Annotated in this window: 16 protein-coding genes; 5 read left to right on the top strand and 11 right to left on the bottom strand. The window is 41.7% G+C overall.

What is annotated here, in order from left to right; all coding sequences use genetic code 11:
- Positions 1-9: 9 nt before the first annotated feature.
- Both citZ and OIT90_RS09220 read right to left on the bottom strand, forming a co-directional pair.
- The gene (citZ, locus tag OIT90_RS09215) at positions 10-1,128 is read right to left on the bottom strand and encodes a citrate synthase (protein ID WP_024424790.1); all 1,119 of its coding nucleotides are present in this window, start codon (positions 1,126-1,128) and stop codon (positions 10-12) included.
- A gap of 376 nt (positions 1,129-1,504) precedes the next feature.
- Positions 1,505-1,969 carry a DUF441 domain-containing protein gene (locus OIT90_RS09220; protein ID WP_007501699.1) on the bottom strand — a complete coding sequence of 155 codons (465 nt, stop codon included), beginning with the start codon at positions 1,967-1,969 and terminating at the stop codon, positions 1,505-1,507.
- A 100-nt stretch (positions 1,970-2,069) separates the two neighbouring features.
- Here OIT90_RS09220 and ytvI point away from each other — a divergent pair, with 100 nt between their 5' ends.
- Positions 2,070-3,188 carry a sporulation integral membrane protein YtvI gene (gene ytvI / locus OIT90_RS09225; protein WP_474892466.1) on the top strand — a complete coding sequence of 373 codons (1,119 nt, stop codon included), beginning with the start codon at positions 2,070-2,072 and terminating at the stop codon, positions 3,186-3,188.
- 24 nt (positions 3,189-3,212) lie between these two features.
- On the opposite strand, the gene OIT90_RS09230 is transcribed toward ytvI, so the two are convergent.
- From OIT90_RS09230 to dnaE, 7 genes are all read right to left on the bottom strand, one after another.
- Positions 3,213-3,602, bottom strand: coding sequence for an FxsA family protein (locus tag OIT90_RS09230; RefSeq protein ID WP_039180564.1), 390 nt, complete (start codon positions 3,600-3,602; stop codon positions 3,213-3,215).
- 99 nt (positions 3,603-3,701) lie between these two features.
- Complete coding sequence (gene pyk / locus OIT90_RS09235; RefSeq protein WP_047202657.1) at positions 3,702-5,462, bottom strand: pyruvate kinase; 1,761 nt, start codon at positions 5,460-5,462, stop codon at positions 3,702-3,704.
- 27 nt (positions 5,463-5,489) lie between these two features.
- Positions 5,490-6,449, bottom strand: a complete 960-nt coding sequence (gene pfkA, locus OIT90_RS09240) for a 6-phosphofructokinase (protein ID WP_024424794.1) — start codon at positions 6,447-6,449, stop codon at positions 5,490-5,492.
- Between the two features lie 341 nt (positions 6,450-6,790).
- Positions 6,791-7,768: an acetyl-CoA carboxylase carboxyl transferase subunit alpha gene (gene accA / locus OIT90_RS09245; protein ID WP_107163241.1), complete on the bottom strand. Its 978-nt coding sequence runs from the start codon at positions 7,766-7,768 to the stop codon at positions 6,791-6,793.
- Positions 7,753-8,628 carry an acetyl-CoA carboxylase, carboxyltransferase subunit beta gene (gene accD, locus OIT90_RS09250; protein WP_034279640.1) on the bottom strand — a complete coding sequence of 292 codons (876 nt, stop codon included), beginning with the start codon at positions 8,626-8,628 and terminating at the stop codon, positions 7,753-7,755. Before accD ends, accA begins: the two co-directional genes overlap by 16 nt.
- A 304-nt stretch (positions 8,629-8,932) precedes the next feature.
- Positions 8,933-10,165 (bottom strand): NADP-dependent malic enzyme, encoded by a 1,233-nt coding sequence (gene ystJ, locus OIT90_RS09255; RefSeq protein WP_025092260.1) that lies wholly within the window; start codon positions 10,163-10,165, stop codon positions 8,933-8,935.
- A gap of 141 nt (positions 10,166-10,306) precedes the next feature.
- The gene (gene dnaE / locus OIT90_RS09260; protein ID WP_474892467.1) at positions 10,307-13,642 is read right to left on the bottom strand and encodes a DNA polymerase III subunit alpha; all 3,336 of its coding nucleotides are present in this window, start codon (positions 13,640-13,642) and stop codon (positions 10,307-10,309) included.
- A gap of 137 nt (positions 13,643-13,779) precedes the next feature.
- On the opposite strand from dnaE, the gene ytrH reads away from it, so the two are divergent.
- From ytrH to OIT90_RS09275, 3 genes are all read left to right on the top strand, one after another.
- A complete protein-coding gene (ytrH, locus tag OIT90_RS09265) occupies positions 13,780-14,121 on the top strand; it encodes a sporulation membrane protein YtrH (RefSeq protein WP_024424798.1) in 342 nt (113 codons plus the stop codon).
- Positions 14,118-14,621, top strand: a complete 504-nt coding sequence (gene ytrI / locus OIT90_RS09270) for a sporulation membrane protein YtrI (RefSeq protein ID WP_003216226.1) — start codon at positions 14,118-14,120, stop codon at positions 14,619-14,621. Before ytrH ends, ytrI begins: the two co-directional genes overlap by 4 nt.
- Positions 14,622-14,729: 108 nt before the next feature.
- On the top strand, positions 14,730-14,915 hold the full coding sequence (locus OIT90_RS09275) for a YtzJ family protein (protein WP_003216400.1): 186 nt from the start codon (positions 14,730-14,732) through the stop codon (positions 14,913-14,915).
- 51 nt (positions 14,916-14,966) lie between these two features.
- Here the strand turns inward: OIT90_RS09275 and OIT90_RS09280 are convergent, their stop codons facing one another.
- Complete coding sequence (locus OIT90_RS09280) at positions 14,967-15,908, bottom strand: DHH family phosphoesterase (protein ID WP_024424800.1); 942 nt, start codon at positions 15,906-15,908, stop codon at positions 14,967-14,969.
- Between the two features lie 147 nt (positions 15,909-16,055).
- Between OIT90_RS09280 and OIT90_RS09285 the strand changes: the two genes are divergently transcribed.
- Positions 16,056-16,358, top strand: a complete 303-nt coding sequence (locus tag OIT90_RS09285) for a YtpI family protein (RefSeq protein WP_003216665.1) — start codon at positions 16,056-16,058, stop codon at positions 16,356-16,358.
- A gap of 37 nt (positions 16,359-16,395) precedes the next feature.
- Here the strand turns inward: OIT90_RS09285 and OIT90_RS09290 are convergent, their stop codons facing one another.
- Entirely contained in the window at positions 16,396-17,718 is a 1,323-nt protein-coding gene (locus OIT90_RS09290; RefSeq protein WP_039180580.1) for a CBS domain-containing protein, read from the bottom strand.
- Position 17,719 lies beyond the last annotated feature (1 nt).

Genomic DNA, 17,719 nt, shown 5'->3' on the forward strand with positions numbered 1-17,719 from the left:
CTATAAACATTAGTCTCTTTCACTGATCGGAACAAAGGTTTGAAGATCAGGTCCAATGTAATCAGCTCTTGGACGGATGAGTCGGTTGTTGTCATATTGCTCTAGAATATGAGCAATCCATCCAGAGAATCGGCTGATCACGAAAATTGGTGTAAACAAGTCATGATCAATACCAAGACTGTGATATACAGATGCAGAATAAAAATCAACATTTGGTGGAAGATTTTTCTCTGATGTCACGATTTCCTCTGCGCGAACAGACATTTCATACCATTTCGGCTCGCCAGTGAGGTTTGTTAAACGCTGGCTCATTTCTTTTAGATGCTTTGCACGCGGGTCACCTTGACGATATACGCGGTGGCCAAAGCCCATAATTTTTTCTTTCTTCTCTAGCTTACCATGAATATAGGAATCTACGTTTTCAACTTCGCCAATTTCTGAAAGCATCTTCATCACGCCTTCATTAGCGCCGCCATGAAGCGGTCCTTTCAGCGCACCGATAGCCGCTGTCACACCAGAGTAGATATCTGATAGTGTAGCAACACATACACGTGCTGTAAATGTCGATGCGTTTAATTCATGATCCGCATGTAGAATAAGCGCCTTATCAATGGCTTCAATTTCTACTGGTGACGGCTCTTCGCCATTTAGCATATACAAGAAGTTTGCAGCATAGCTGTATTCTTCTTTTGGCTGTACAGGCTCAAGTCCTTTGCGAATGCGAGAAAACGCAGCGACTAGTCCAGAAATTTTCGCCTGTAAGCGAATTGCCTTTCTGTAATTCGCTTCTTTGTCCATAATCTCTGATTCGTCATCTAGTAAACCTAGTAAGGATACTGCTGTACGAATCGCAGACATTGGATGAACCCCATCGAGCGAATAAGATTTAAAATGCTCAATGATTTCTTGCGGAATCTGAGCATTTTCATTGAGCTGTTGTTTTAATTCACTCAGCTCCTGCTCATTCGGCAGCTTTAAGTGCCATAACAGGTAGACAATTTCTTCGAATGTAGCTTTTTCAGTTAAATCATCGATATTGTACCCTACATAAGTAAGAGTATCATCAATAATTGAGCTTACGGATGAAGTTGTTGCCACGATACCTTCAAGACCTCTTGTTGCTGTCATGTTCAATCTCCCCTTTTTAAAAAGATTCCCCTTCGTTGCAGAATTCTCACTTTTTGAAAGCGCTATCCAATCCGAATAAGATGGCAGGTTCTGAAAAGAAAATGCTTACATTTACCTATACGGTTAGAGCGCTTTTAGCCTCATATCTCTTGTGTGATCAATGAGTTCAAAATTAAGCCTATTCCCATTATAAACAATAATCAGACATTTGTTAAATGTTTAACTATAATTTTTTTTGATATTTTTTTTTCCAGTCTCCCATATCAGGCATGGAATAAAGGGAATTTGCTTCTTTTAATATATTTAATTATGTTTTTTTGCAAAAGCTCACGCAAGAAAAAATTTAAAAAAGAAAGTGGCAGGAACCACTCTCTTTTCACCCGCTGAAAAATTTCACAGCCTGCATCGCCAAATAAGCAATTCCTGCCCCGATGAGCGGTCCAACAGCCACCCCTTTAAATAAGCTGACTGCCAAAATGGTACCGAACACAAGCGCTGCCGTAATATGCGGATCATTTTCGAGTAGCACAATCCCGTTTTTTGCAATTAATGCTACTAATATACCCGCTCCAAGAGCTATCCAAGCATAGGAAGATTTCATCGCTTCTCCAAGCTGCTTAAATCCAATGTCACCTGTTGCAATCGGGACCAGCACAGCAATGGTAATAACGGTCACTCCCCAATTAATGCCTTTAGATTGGAGAACCGGGAAAATTTTTTGATCCAGGCCAATCAGCTTAATTGCGATCAGTACAGAGACCGCTAAAATTAACGAATTGTTTTTTGCAATAAGTGCAATAACGAGTAAAAGTACCAAAAATAAATTTGCTTGAGTAAACATACGCCGCTCCTTTCTTTCTTTTTATTGCGACCTTTTCATATTACTAATCTTTTTGAATAAAATGAAGTATCGGACATGCTTGTTTTTTGGAGGGGATTGTGTGAATCACGCCTATGTGGCCATTTTTCTGCGAAGTTTGATGATAATCAGCATTGCTGTTTTTGCTGTTGTCTTTTTATATCAGTCTTTTCCGTTTTTATATCCTTTTTGGATCGCCCTTATTGTGTCTTGTTTGATTCACCCTGCCGTCTGCAAAATTGAAGAGCTTACCGGGATGCCAAGAGGACTTGTTGTGGTCATTGTACTGTTGCTCTTTTTAGTCACAGCCGCCGGCTTCATGACGCTTTTAGTGGCTGAAATCATTTCAGGAAGTGCTTATTTGGCAAAGGTGCTGCCTAGCCATCTTGATCAATTGATTGGTATTGTAGAGCAATTTTTCACAGATAAAATTCTGCCTTTATATCATGATGTCACAGCCCAATTTAATACGCTTCAAGCAGGTCAAAAGGAATCGATTTTGGGACAAATTCAAGCACTCGGTGATGAAGCTGCCGCAAAAATCGGGACTTTTCTTTCAAAAACACTTGAGCTTATTCCGGCTTTTTTAGGTCTTTTGCCTGATGCAGCAGCAACATTGTTATTTTCTGCTCTGGCAACTTTTTTTATCACGAAAGATTGGTTTACATTAAAAACATATGGCTCACGTATCTTTCCCGCAAAATGGATGCAGCATACACGCGCCATTTTATCTGAAATCAAAAAAGCCATTACCGGTTTTATGAAGGCTCAGCTTCTGCTTGTGGCCATGACGATTGGTATTGTATTGATTGGACTCATCGTTTTAAAAGTCGAGCATGCCCTTGTAATTGCTTTATGTATTGGATTTGTCGATTTACTTCCATATATCGGGAGCGGCACTGTTTTCCTACCGTGGATCATTTATTCTGCTATGACAGGAAATCTTTCACTCGCCATTGGACTGGGCATTTTGTATATTGTTGTCCTCATTCAAAGACAAATATCAGAGCCAAAAGTCTTAAGCAAATCCATCGGACTTAATCCTCTAGCAACGCTTGTGGCGCTATTTGTCGGGTTAAAATGGTTTGGCTTTCTTGGACTTGTGATTGGCCCTGCTTCCCTTGTCGTGTGGCAGGCATTCCGTAATGCAGGAGTTTTCAGAGATATTTTTGAGTACATTCGGTATGGCATGCAAAAATAAAAGAGACCTAGGCTGAAGGTCTCTTTAGCGAATGATTGTATAGCGGTTGCGATTAGACAAGTTTCTAAGCCAGCGTTCAAAGAGCGGCTTGATTCCCTTTCTCGTCACCGGAATGAGCAGCAAAGCCCCAATGAGATCTGATAAGAAGCCTGGAATGAGCAGCAACAGACCGCCAATCAGAATACAAAAACCATCGACAATCGCTCCCCCTGGCATCTTGCCATATTGTAAATCTCGCTGCACTTTTTGGAAGGCTTCTATTCCTTGTTTTCTTGCGAAATAAGCACCTAATGCACTTGTCAGCACGATGAGCAGCATCGTTGGCAAAATGCCAATGATTTTACTTGAGATTAAAAATAAACTAATTTCCACCGCAGGGAACAGAATTAATAATAGTAGAAAATATTTCTTCAACCATATCACCTCATGGGGTATCTTTCATCGAAAGCTGTTTACTTTTTTTAGTGTAACATAAAAAAAGAGAGGAGTCAGACAACTCCTCTCTTGGATGATTTAAAGGACGCTTGCACGGCCTTTGTAGATCGCTCCGCGTGCTGGATCTACTGTAATCTCTTCGCCTTCTTTTAATAGTGTTGTTGCGCCGTCAAGACCAACAATTACTGGAATGCCAAGGCTTAATCCAACAACAGCTGCATGGCTTGTTAAACCGCCTTCTTCTGTGATAAGGGCAGATGCTTTTTCTAAAGCTCCCATCATATCACGATCTGTGCAGTTTGCGACTAGGATCGCACCATCGTACATTTTTTCTTCTGCTTCTTTTCCGCTTTGTGCAATAACAACCGGTCCAAATGCAGATTTACGGCCAATACCTTGACCTTTCGCAATGATGTCACCGACAACATATACTTTCATTAAGTTCGTCGTACCTGTTTCACCAACTGGCACACCTGCTGTAATGACGATTAAATCGCCGTGTCTTACATAGCCTGTTTCAATTGACTTTTCTACTGCATTCTCAAGCATTTCATCAGTAGACGTCGTTTTTGATCCGCTCTTTGCAAATACACCGAATACGAGTGAAAGCTTTCTTGCCACTGATTCGTTTGCTGTAACTGCTACGATTGGTGCTTTTGGTCTATATTTTGAAATCATTCTTGCTGTATGTCCACTTTCCGTAGGCGTCACAATTGCTGCCACATCAAGCTTCATTGCTGTATGTGCAACAGATTGACCGATCGCATCTGTAATGCTGACTTCTACTTCTTCGCTTCTACGGGAAAGAATTGCTTTATAGTTTAGTGCTTCTTCTGAACGTGATGCAATGTTATGCATCGTTTGTACAGCTTCTACTGGATATGTTCCTGCTGCTGTTTCACCAGAAAGCATAATTGCATCTGTACCGTCAAAAATAGCATTGGCCACGTCACTTGCTTCCGCGCGGGTTGGACGAGGGTTACGCTGCATGCTGTCCAGCATTTGAGTCGCTGTGATGACAGGCTTGCCTAAACGATTGCATTTTTTGATCAGCATTTTTTGAACAAGCGGTACTTCTTCTGCCGGGATCTCTACACCAAGATCTCCACGCGCAACCATTAAACCGTCAGATACCTCAAGGATTTCGTCGATGTTATCAACACCCTCTTGGTTTTCAATCTTAGGAATGATTTGAATATCAGTCGCATTGTTCTTTTCAAGAAGCTCACGAATTTCAAGAACATCAGAAGCTCGTCTCACAAAAGAAGCTGCGATGAAATCGACGCCTTGTTCAATTCCAAACAGAATATCATTGGCATCCTTTTCTGTAATACCTGGCAGGTTCACACTGACGCCAGGTATGTTGACACCTTTTTTGTTTTTGAGTGTGCCTGTATTCATGACTTTAGTGACGATTTCTTTGCGGTCCATATTAATTTCTTTTACTTCTAAACCAATCAGACCATCATCTAATAGAATCGTTGAGCCCACTTCTACATCATGAATTAAATCTTCGTATGTCACACTAATTTTTTCCGTATTTCCAACAATGTCTTCCATACTCACGATAAGATCAGCACCAGCGACTAGCTCAATTGAGCCGTTTTCAACTGTACGTGTACGGATCTCTGGACCTTTTGTATCTAGAAGGATCGCAATGTCCTTGCCTAATGTTTTACCTGCTTTACGTATGTTTTCAATGCGTGCACCATGCTCTTCAAAATCTCCGTGGGAGAAGTTTAGTCTGGCTACATTCATTCCTGCTTCAATCAATTCAGTCAGCTTTTCAATGCTTTCACTTGCTGGACCGATTGTACAAACGATTTTTGTCTTTCTCATTACTGTTCCTCCTAAGGTCTTCTCGTTTTATATAGAGAGCTCTTGTGAAAGTCGGTACATATTTTTATCGACTGTATGTTTTTTATCTAAGATTTCTAAAATATCATGATGGACAAGTTCATTGCTTTGAATGCCTACACAGCGTCCGCCTTGTCCTTCAAGGAGAAGCTCGACTGCGTATGCTCCTAAACGGCTTGCCAGTACACGGTCAAATGCACTCGGAGAACCTCCGCGCTGAATATGTCCTAAGACAGATACACGTGTTTCAAGGCTTGTCTCCTCTTCAATCCGCTTACCAAATTCAACACCGCTGCCTACGCCTTCTGCAACGATAATAATACTATGCTTCTTGCCGCGCTCGTGACCTCTTCTTAACCTAGCAATAATTTCGTCCATGTCATAGTCTGCTTCAGGAATCAAAATAGATTCGGCTCCGCCCGCAAGACCTGACCAAAGGGCAATATCACCAGCATGTCTTCCCATTACTTCGACTACGTATGTACGTTCATGAGATGTGGCTGTATCACGAATTTTATCAATGGCATCAATGACAGTATTCAGTGCTGTATCAAAGCCAATAGTGAAATCAGTACCTGGAATATCGTTGTCAATCGTGCCAGGGACACCTACACATGGAAAACCGAGCTCTGTTAATTTCTTCGCTCCCATAAATGACCCGTCTCCACCAATGACTACAAGTCCTTCAATACCGAATTTTTTTAAGTTTTCAATTCCCTTTTCACGACCTTCAACTGTCTTGAATTCAGGACATCTTGCCGTGTAAAGTTTTGTTCCTCCACGATGAATGATATCGCCTACTGAACCTATTTCGAGTTTCTCAATTTTACCGTTAATTAGACCTGAGTATCCATTATAAATACCGTAAACTTCAACATTATGGTAAATTGCTTTCCTTACAACTGCGCGCACAGCTGCATTCATTCCTGGGGAATCCCCACCGCTTGTTAAAACTCCTATACGCTTCATCTTTTTCACCTCAGAGACCATATATGAATTAAACATACCATTTCCACTGCTTGAAAACAATCATGAGCAAATTTGGATGTTTTCAATACGAATTTCTAAAACCGTACTTATTATACAATTAAATAAACCGTTTTTAAACAAAAGTTAAGAACGTCATGAAAGCAAATCTCTCTGAAATCTGTAAAGGCAAGTGCTATAAACCTTGTCATATCAGGGTTTTCAGACGTTTCAAATTTTATGAAAACAAAAGAAAATTATTTTCAAATAGCGCTTACATGAGGTCGGTTTTCATGAAAAAAGATGAAAAAAATAAACGCCAGCCAAAAAGGCTGTACGTTTATTTAGTTTACCCCAATATATTGATTTTCAATCGATACTTTCCCGATTGCTTTGTATTTTTCATATCTTTGTTCGACTAGTTCTTCAGGTGTTAGTTTGAGCAAAGATGTAAGTGATTGTTTTAATACATTTTCCATGTAGGCTGCTTGTTGTTTCACGTCTCGATGTGCTCCACCTTGCACTTCTTTAATAACATCATCTATAATATCTAATTCTTTTAGGTCTGGAGCGGTAATTTTCATTGATTCTGCAGCTTTTTTCGCAAGTGATGAGTCCTTCCAGAGCAGTGCTGCTGCACCTTCAGGTGAAATCACTGAATACGTTGAGTTTTCTAGCATGAATAGGTGGTTTCCTACGCCTAGGCCTAGTGCGCCGCCGCTTCCGCCTTCTCCAATGACAATACAGACAACCGGTACACGAAGTCCTGCCATTTCGAATAGGTTTTTCGCAATTGCTTCACTTTGTCCGCGCTCTTCAGCTGCTTTACCAGGATAAGCTCCTTTTGTATCAATAAAGCAAATGATCGGGCGATTAAATTTATCTGCTTGTTTCATCAAACGCAGCGCTTTACGGTAGCCTTCTGGATGAGGCATTCCGAAATTACGGCGCAAGTTTTCTTTTGTATCTTTACCGCGCTGATGACCAATAACAGTGATAGGAAGCCCTTTAAACGTGGCAATTCCTCCAACGATCGCTTCATCATCACCATAAAAACGGTCACCGTGACATTCGAAAAAGTTGTCAAACAGCTCTTGAATGTAATCGAGAGTTGTTGGGCGCATCGCATGCCGAGCAATCTGCACTCTGTCCCACGGCTTTAAATTTGTATAAATGTCTGCTTCAAGCTTGCTCAGACGTGTTTCAAGGCGCTCAATTTCTGCACTTAAATCCATTTCTGAGTTTTGTGTGAACTTTTTCAGTTCATCAATTTTCGCTCGAAGTTCAATGACAGGTTTTTCAAATTCTAGTTCTCCAGCCACTCTCGTTCACCTCCTGTGCTGTGTAGCGCTAAGATTCGGCCTAGTGTTTCTTTCATTTCTGCACGATGGATGACAGCATCAAGCTGTCCATGCTTCATTAAAAATTCAGCCGTTTGGAAGTCCTCTGGCAGGTCTTCACGAATCGTTTGTTCAATGATTCTGCGGCCTGCAAAACCAATTAAAGCACCAGGTTCTGCAAAGTTGTAATCACCGAGAGACGCAAAACTAGCTGATACACCGCCAGTTGTTGGGTTCGTCATCACAGAGATAATCAACCCTTGATCTTCGCTGAACAGTTTTAATGCTGAACTTGTTTTTGCCATCTGCATCAGACTGAGAATTCCCTCTTGCATTCTCGCTCCACCAGATGCAGTAAAGATAATAAACGGAACCTTGTCCGCTTTTGCTTTCTCGATCGCCAGTGTGATCTTTTCACCAACAACCGATCCCATGCTGCCCATACGGAACGTGGCATCCATGACAGCAATGACAGCACTTTGGCCTTCAATCTCACCTTTACCTGTGACAATGGCTTCATTCAAAGATGTTTTTTCTCTGTCTTTCTCAAGCTTTTCTTCGTAGCCTGGGAAACCGAGCGGGTTTGCTGAAATGAGGTGCCCGTTAAATTCTTCAAATGTGCCTTCATCTACAAGGCTTTCGATACGCTGTTTTGCATTCATTTGCAAATGTCTGCCGCAATTCATGCAAACACGTAAATTTTTATCTAGTTCTTTGGTGAGCATTATTTTTTTACATTGCGGACATTTGGTCATGATGCCTTCAGGCACATCTTGGCTTGCCTGTTCAGAGGGTACAGATGCATATTTTTTCTTTTTACTGAAAATATTCTTGATTGACAAATGACTACCTCCCTTTTTGAAGGGTTTTTTCTTTACACGCACATCCACTATTATAGGACATGTCATAACTGTACCGAAACTATTGTACTTTTTTTGTCAAACGCTGTCATCCTTCATTCAATTTTTTCAGTGGGGAATTGATGAGAAATGAGTAGGTGTTTGGGGCGCTGAGCAGTTGATATGTTTGAATTGTGAACGTCTACAAAAAAATCTCATTCCGGATGAAAAATTTTTCGCGTAAGAGAGGAAATGTTGCACGTTTTTCCTCCAATTTCAGAAAAAACGTGCACACTTTTCCAGTTGATTATTCGCCGATAATCGTTAATTTTCTTGTTTTTTCAGCGACCGCTTCTGGGTCGACTTTGATTCTTGCAACGCCAGTTTCCATTGCTGCTTTTGCCACAGCTTTTGCTACCGCTGGTGCCACGCGTGCATCAAATGGTGCAGGGATGACATATTCAGCTGACAATTCCTCATCTGAAACAAGAGACGCTATCGCTTCAACAGCTGCGATTTTCATTTCTTCGTTAATGTGAGTTGCACGTACATCTAATGCTCCGCGGAAAATTCCTGGGAATGCCAGTACGTTGTTCACTTGGTTCGGGAAGTCAGAACGGCCAGTTCCTACAACACTTGCACCTGCTGCATGTGCATCTTCTGGCATAATCTCTGGATTTGGATTAGCCATAGCAAAGATGACAGGATCTTTTGCCATTTTTCCAACCATTTCTTTTGTTAAAGCGCCTGCTACAGAAACCCCGATAAAGACGTCTGCGCCTTCAATGACTTCTTCTAATGAACCTTCTTTGCGGTCTTGGTTCGTGAATTTAGCTACTTCGTTTTTCACTGCATTCATACCATTCGGGCGGCCTTCGTAAATGGCACCTTTCGTATCACACATAATGATATCACGTACACCGAAATGATAAAGAAGTTTGATAATCGCAATTCCTGCTGCCCCGGCGCCGTTTGCCACTACTTTGATTGAAGACATAGATTTTCCAGATAGCTTCAGTGCATTCACAAGTCCTGCTACTGTCACAATGGCTGTTCCGTGCTGATCATCGTGGAAAACTGGAATGTTTGTCTCTTTTTTCAAGCGCTCTTCGATGATAAAGCAGTTAGGAGCTGCAATATCTTCAAGGTTCACACCGCCAAAAGTCGGCTCAAGAAGCTTCACCGTTTCAACGATTTTGTCTACATCGTTCGTTGCAAGCGCGATTGGGAAGGCATCTACGCCTGCAAAGCTTTTGAATAATACGGCTTTCCCTTCCATTACTGGAAGAGATGCTTCTGCACCAATATTTCCAAGCCCTAAAACAGCGCTTCCGTCTGTGACAACAGCGACCATATTGCCTTTCATTGTATAATCATACACTTTGCTTGTGTCGTCATAAATATCTTTACATGGTTCTGCAACACCAGGTGAATAAGCCAAGCTCAAGTCTTTCGCATTTTTCACTTGTACTTTTGATTTTGATTCGAGTTTGCCTTGATTCTCTTTGTGCATATGTAATGCTTCTTCTCTTAATGACATGTGATGAACACTCCTTCAAGTGGAAAATGATTTAATGATTTGCTAAATTAATAAGCACATACTGGCAGTTTTAAATACACAGAATCTTTAAAATGATAACACAATAGGTGAATTTGTAAAACATATTCAGGCGATTTGTCATCATTTAATCACAACGTTTTGTTCACCGAGCAGCTCTTTTAACTGGAAAATCACAGCATGATCTGCATGAACTTTGTATGCATCTGGAAGTCTCATCGTCTTTTTTTGCTTCTCATAATACAAATAGACATCTGCTTCTCCGCTGTGCATCGAGAGGACTCGTTTTACTTGCTCTAGCAGCTCCTGCGTATGATTCTCTTCTTTCACCCGAATGTAGACAGACTCTTTTCTTTTTGCGTCCATCTCTTCCAGCAAAGCAGCTTCTTGCACGATGATTTGACTGCTGTCATTTCTGATCTCTACTCTGCCTTCCACATAAAGCATGGTGCCCTCCTCAAGTAAGGGGGACAGCTTCCTAAATTGCTCTGGAAAGACGACGCCTTCCATTTCTCCCGTTTCATCCCCAAATGTAACAAATGCCATCGATTGTCCATTTTTTGTCCGAATCGATTTCACTTTTGTCAAAAGACCACCCATTGAAATCTTCCGCTTAATATAGGAAGAAAGTCTGATGATTTCCACTGCACCATTCTCTCTTAAGCGGTCTCGGTATGCTTGTACTGGGTGATTTGATAAATATAACCCGAGTGCCTCTTTTTCAAATTGCAGGAGATCAACAAGCGGCATTTCTTCTATCTCCGCATATTTTGGCTTAATGGAGAAGGTTGTATCCCCAAGAAAGTCCAGCTGATCCTCTGGATTTAAAAATGACACGTGGTCTAACGCAATATCTATCGATGCTAATAACGAAGCACGATTGGGATAAAACTCATCCATCGCTCCTGAAAAAATGAGCGCTTCAATCGTTTTTCGGTTGACACTCTTTGGTGATACTCTTGCGCAAAAATCAAATAAATCTTCAAACGGCTTTTCCTGTCTTGCTCTGTATATATCCTTTACAGCTGACACTCCGACATTTTTAATCGCTCTTAAGCTGTAGCGGATCTCCCCTTTTTCAACCGTAAATGGAAACTCACTCTTATTAATAGAAGGCTTCAACACAGATATCCCTTTTTCCTTCGCCTCATAGAAATATTGAGCAATTTTGTCTTCATTTCCAATTACACTCGTTAAAAGACCGCACATAAAATATAACGGATAATGCGCTTTTAAATAAGCAAGCTGAAAGCCAATCATGCTATATGCAACAGCATGGCTTCTATTAAAACCATAGTTTGCAAATTTGACGATTAAGTCATAAACGTCATTTGCAATGTTAACAGGATACTCCTTTTTTAGGCATCCTTCAACAAAATGGCTTCGCTCTTCATCAAGGACCTTTTTATCCTTCTTCGAAACAGCTCTTCTTAATAGATCAGCCTCGCCCAGCTGAAAACCAGCCATCTTCGCTGCAATCAGCATGATTTGCTCCTGATAGACGATGACCCCATATGTATCCTTTAATATGTCATACAAATCAGGATGAGGGTAGGAGACCTTGACTCTGCCATGCTTTCGGTCGATAAAAAGCGGGATATTTTCCATTGGACCTGGACGATAGAGGGCATTGACCGCTACGATATCTTCTAAACTAGACGGCTTCAGGCGTCTCAGCACCTGACGCATTCCCTGTGATTCAAGCTGGAATATTCCAGTTGTATCGCCCGCAGATAACAATTCAAACGTTTTCTGATCCTCATATGATATGTCACTAAAGTTAATGTGGACGTTTTCCTGTCTTTCAATCTGGTTTTTAATGGATTCAATTAATGTTAAGTTTCTGAGCCCTAAGAAGTCCATCTTTAAAAGTCCGAGATCTTCTAAATAATTCATGGCATACTGCGTTAAATACACACCTTCATGGCCGTCTTGAATCGGAACGACCTCTGTCAGCGGCTCTTCGCTCAGCACAACGCCAGCTGCATGTGTCGAGGTGTGTCTCGGTAAGCCTTCTACCTTTAAAGCAGTTTGGAAGACCTTTCGAAGCTCTTCAGATTGCTGAAGCATCGTTTTTAATTCAGGAGATGCAGTCACCGCTTCTTTCAGCGTCGTTCCTGGCTTTGATGGGATCAGCTTGGCAAGACGATCCGCTGCCTTTGAATCAATTCCCATCACACGTCCAACATCCCTTAAAGCAGCCTTTGCTGCCAGTGTTCCAAACGTGACAATTTGCGCCACATGCATGTCTCCGTATTTGTCTTTTACATAAGAAATGATTTCGTCTCTTCTCGTGTCTGGGAAATCAATATCAATATCTGGCATGCTGATTCGCTCTGGATTTAAAAAGCGCTCAAATAAAAGACCATGACGGATCGGATCGACATCCGTAATAAACAGAACATATGCAACAAGTGAACCCGCTGCTGATCCCCGTCCAGGGCCTGTGACAATCCCTCTGTCATGCGCATACTTCATAAAATCCCACACAATGAGAAAATAATCACTGAAATTCATTTTTTGGATTATGCTCAGTTCATATTCAAGTCTTTTGACATACGTGTCATGTGAAGCAATCTTTCTTTGCTTCATCCCTTCTGCGCACACTCTGCGTAAAAACTGATCTGCTGTTGATTGATCAGGAGTTGGATAGGATGGAAGTTTTGTCTGTCCAAGATTTAAATCGACCTCGCAGCGGTCTGCAATCTCCACCGTTCTTGTCAGCAGCTCTCGATCATCTCTATACCATTCCAACATTTCTTCAAAGGATCTGAAATGCTTTTCTCCTCGGTCTTCCTCTATCTCTGAAAGCTGATCCCCTGCTTTAATAGCCTTTAAACACGTATAAGCCATTTTATCCTCTCGATTGATGTAGTGAACATCCCCCGTCGCAACAAGAGGTATGTCCACACTTTGTGAGACGTCCCGCAGTTTGCTGGTGAGCGATTCGTCCTGCTGAAATGGCTGAAGTGCGATGTACACGTGGCCCTCGCCGAATATATGCTTTAATTGTTTTGCGGCTTCACGCGCTTCTTCTATCTGATCATGCTGCAAAAGCGTTTCAATATACCCAGATGCACCTGGTGTGATCGCAATGAGCCCGCGATGATAGCTTTTTAGCCATTTTTCTTTCAGTCCGGCTTTTGATTTTGATTTCAGCACACTGCTGATTTTGATCAGGTTTTGATAGCCTTCGTTGTTTTTTGCAAGGAGTACCAAGGGATAAGCCTCTGTCTCTTGTTCATCTATGAAGACAGAAGCTGTTAAACCGATAACCGGCTTGATGCCATGTTTTTTACATTCCTTATAAAATTCAACCGTTCCATACATCACATGGTCATCGGTAAGAGCGAGCGCCTTGCAGCCAAGTTCTTTTGCTTTCAGTACAAGCTCCTTTACTTTAGCTGCACTGCTTAACAAGCTGTATCCACTGTGGACCTGAAGATGAACATAAGACATGCTAAATCCACTCCTTTCGTCTAAAGTCATTCTTTCATTATAAAACGCGATGCGATGAGAAACAAATGTTCTTTCTTTTCTGTCCGTTCATACTTGTCCAGCACACACCATATATTGAATAGAGTGAGGTGGACAAAATGGATGTGAAGGAAGCTTTTATTCCGAATTTTATCAGCTGTTATTTTATCGCCCTTGGGGTCATTTTGGGTGGTGCTATCATAGGCGGTGTTGGTGCGTATTTATCTGGTCAGCCGCCTTTATCCATTATTACTAGTCTTGCCAACCGTTTAAAGATTTGGGCGCTTGTCGCCGCTATCGGCGGAACATTTGATGCTGTTTATAGCTTTGAACGAGGCATTTTCGAAGGAAACACGCGTGATATTTTCAAGCAGATTTTATTAATTATCTCTGCCATGGGCGGCGCACAAACGGGGTATCTCATTATTACGTGGCTTACACAGGAGCATGTGTCATCATGAGGGTGCCGGAGCTGTATAAACGCCCAGGCTGGCAGCGTTTTTTTGCAGGAATGATGTTTGGTGCGATTGTAAGCTGGCTCATTTTTCTCTTTACATACGGAACCTTTCAGGAAAAGCAAGTTACACTGCTGAGAAGCCAGCAGCATCATATGGACAGTTTGAAGGAACAAATCACACTCTATCGGGAAGATTTGCATAAGTTAAATGAGGATAATAAGAAGCGGCTGCTGATCCAAAGCGTAGATGTTCATCTCGTGAATCGTGAGCAATATAAAATCCCAGAGCCAGATACGCTAAAGTTTGAAGATCAGGTCAAGGAGGATATCTCAGAAGTCATTACAAAGGATATTGAAAGTGTCTATAAAACAAAGGAATTACTAAAACGGACAGTGGAAAATAAAGAATATACGATTCGGGAAAAGGCATACCGAGCGAAAGTGACAGAGCTGACAATTTATACGAAGCTTTCACTTGAAGTACGTATTTCATTTGCTGAATAAACAGGTTGTGGAATTTTTATGAATTTCTGCCCTCAATGATCGCTTTTCACGCTTCATTTTTATACACTAAAAGTAGAACGAGATCTTAAATAGAAAGAGGTGAGGACAATGGAGGTTTACAGCTATCGTCAAATGGCACGAGACAAAGCAAGCCGGATCAAAGACGGCATGTGTGCTTATGCTGAGACAGAAATGATGGCTCATTTAATTAAAAAAGAATTAAAGCATCAAAATCTCCAAGCCTATGAAGATTCAACAGACATCGGCTGCTGGTTTATCCCTGTATGCAAGTAACCCTTTTCTCCATGACAAAAAAGAGAGAAGGGACTTCATATCCCTCCTCTCTTATGATGATGATTTACATACTTCTTCTAAATCACGCAAAATCTCATCTGCTACGGCCCAATCATAAATGGACGCACCGGCTGCAAGCGGGTGGCCGCCTCCATGATATTTTTTCGCAATGGTGTTAATGACGACACCTTTAGAGCGGAATCTGACACGAATCTGATCGTTTTCTTCCACAAAAAAGACCCATGCCTTAATGCCTGCAATATTTCCTAGTGTCCCAACAAGCTGTGAGGCCTGCTGCGCTGTTGTTTGGAACGATTCCAAAATTTCACGCTTAATGAACACAGATGCAACCCCGTTCTCTGACAAAGAAATATGTTGAAAAATATAACCATTTAATTTCACGACATTCAAATCTGTCTCATACAATTGATTGAAAAGATCTGAAGATGAAAACGGATATTCGATGAGTTCTCCTGCATATTTGAGTGTCTTTTTCGTTGTGTTTGGGAAAAGGAAGCGGCCTGTGTCTCCTACAATGCCGGCATAGATCAATTCAGCCGCCTTTGTATTCAGCTGATATCCTTCTTCTTTTCCCTCTAAGTACAATTCATAAATCATCTCGCTCACAGAGCTTGCCTCTGTATCTACCCAAAGCAAATCACCATAAGGATCTTCATTCGGGTGATGGTCGATTTTCATCAGCTTATCGCCCATTAAATAGCGCTGATCATCAATTCTTGCTTGATTGGCCGTATCACAGACAATGACAAGGGCCCCTTTATACACGTCGTCTGGTACCTCATCGAGTTCATATAAAAATGAAAGGGATGGCTCAGGGGTTCCTGTCGCATAAATATTTTTTTCTGGATAGGTGGCACGCAAGATTTCCGTAAGGCCGCACTGCGATCCATACGCATCAGGATCTGGTCTTACATGTCTATGAATGATGATGGTGTCATATAATGATATGGTTCTAATCAGTTCTTTTTTCATAAAAACTCCTTCTCATGCGATACTCTTTTTATTATTAAATCATAATCTATCGTGACGGAAAAGTGAGGAATAGACAATTTATTCTAGTAAGCAAGCCTATTTACGTTTAAAATAGGGTTGTAACCACTTACAATGGAGGCTTGGCACATGCTTGTTTTGATTGTGTTTATTATTTGTTCTGCCATGTTTTATTTATACTACAAAGCGAAAAATGTCCGTACGAACCGGCCAGTTGAGAAAAAATTCTGGTCGGCGAAATCCAGTATGGCCCTTGGCTGCTTTGTCCTGCTTTTCGGTGTGAATCAATTATTTTTAAACCGCTCGTCACTCGCATTTGTCATCGGATTTATTTTTGTTGCTGTCGGTATCGGCAGTACGTGGGCTGGGTATAAAGCCTACAAGCATTACCTTCCGCTCTTTTTAAAAGAAGGCGAAAAAGATCACGCGTAATAAGGAAAGGGGCGACATGGGTTCGCCCTTTTTATCATTATCCCCTCTCCATCAGCTGCACCATCAGCATCGCTTTACCTACGATATTCGATTGGTGATAAACCTCGACTTCCAGCTTTCCAAACTTGCGCCCTACTTCTAAAATATTCGGCTTGATCTGGATTGTGGATTCCATTTGGACTGGTTTTAAGAAGTAGACAGAAAGACTCTCAACGATCAGCTCGCCCTTTTTATGAGATTTTAAGAAGCGGTTGGCTGATTCGATTAAAATTTGTGTGAACACCCCATATGAAATGTTTCCAAGCTGGTTCGTCATTTGCGGGGTGACCTCATATTGATAAACCGCATCTGCTTTTGGTTTTTCTGTATCAGTTTCTTTAAACCCTCTTGAGACAACATCATCCAGCTTTTCTCCGACCTGCGGCTGCTTTTGAATCATTTGGAGCGCCTTGAGCACATCCTGACGGCTGATCATCCCGATCAGCTTCGCATGATCATCCACAACTGGCAGCACCTCAATGCCTTCCCACACCATCATTTGGGCAGCTGAGGCGACAGATGTTTTGCCAATGACCGTCAGCGGATTTTTCGTCATCACCTTTTCAATCGGTGTGGAGCGGTCATGCCCCGCAATATCCTTTGAGGTGAGGATGCCGTGAATCTTCATTTGATCATCTGCGACCGGGAAACGGCCGTGGCCAGTTTCATAATTCTTTTCATACCATTTTTCAAGCTTATCCTCTGGTGATAAATACACAGTGCGTTCAATCGGCGTTAAAATATCTTCTACAAGCACAATCTCTTTTTTAATTAATTGGTCATAAATGGCTCTGTTAATGAGAGCCGCTACGGTAAATGTATCGTAGCTTGTTGATAAAATTGGCAGCTCTAGCTCATCTGCGAGCTGAATGATTTCATCATCTGTTGAGAATCCGCCGGTGACCAGCACAGCCGCCCCTGCCTCTAATGCCTGCTTATGGGCATTGATCCGGTTTCCGACGATGAGAAGGTTGCCAGCTGCCGTATAGCGCATCATCGCATCCAGCTCCATCGCTCCGATGACAAATTTATTTAACGTTTTATGTAAGCCTGCTCGTCCTCCAAGCACCTGTCCATCAATGACATTAACCACTTCTGCATATGTCAGTTTTTCAATATTTTCTTTTTTCTTCTGTTCAATTCGAATGGTGCCGACTCGTTCAATGGTACTGACGAATCCTTTATTTTCAGCATCTTTGATGGCCCGGTAAGCGGTGCCTTCACTCACTTTCATTTCTTTCGCTATGCGCCGGACAGAGATTTTCTCCCCGACATCTAATGAATCAATATACGATAAAATTTGCTCATGCTTTGTCGCCAAT

It is taken from the genome of Bacillus sp. ABR (assembly GCF_056172715.1).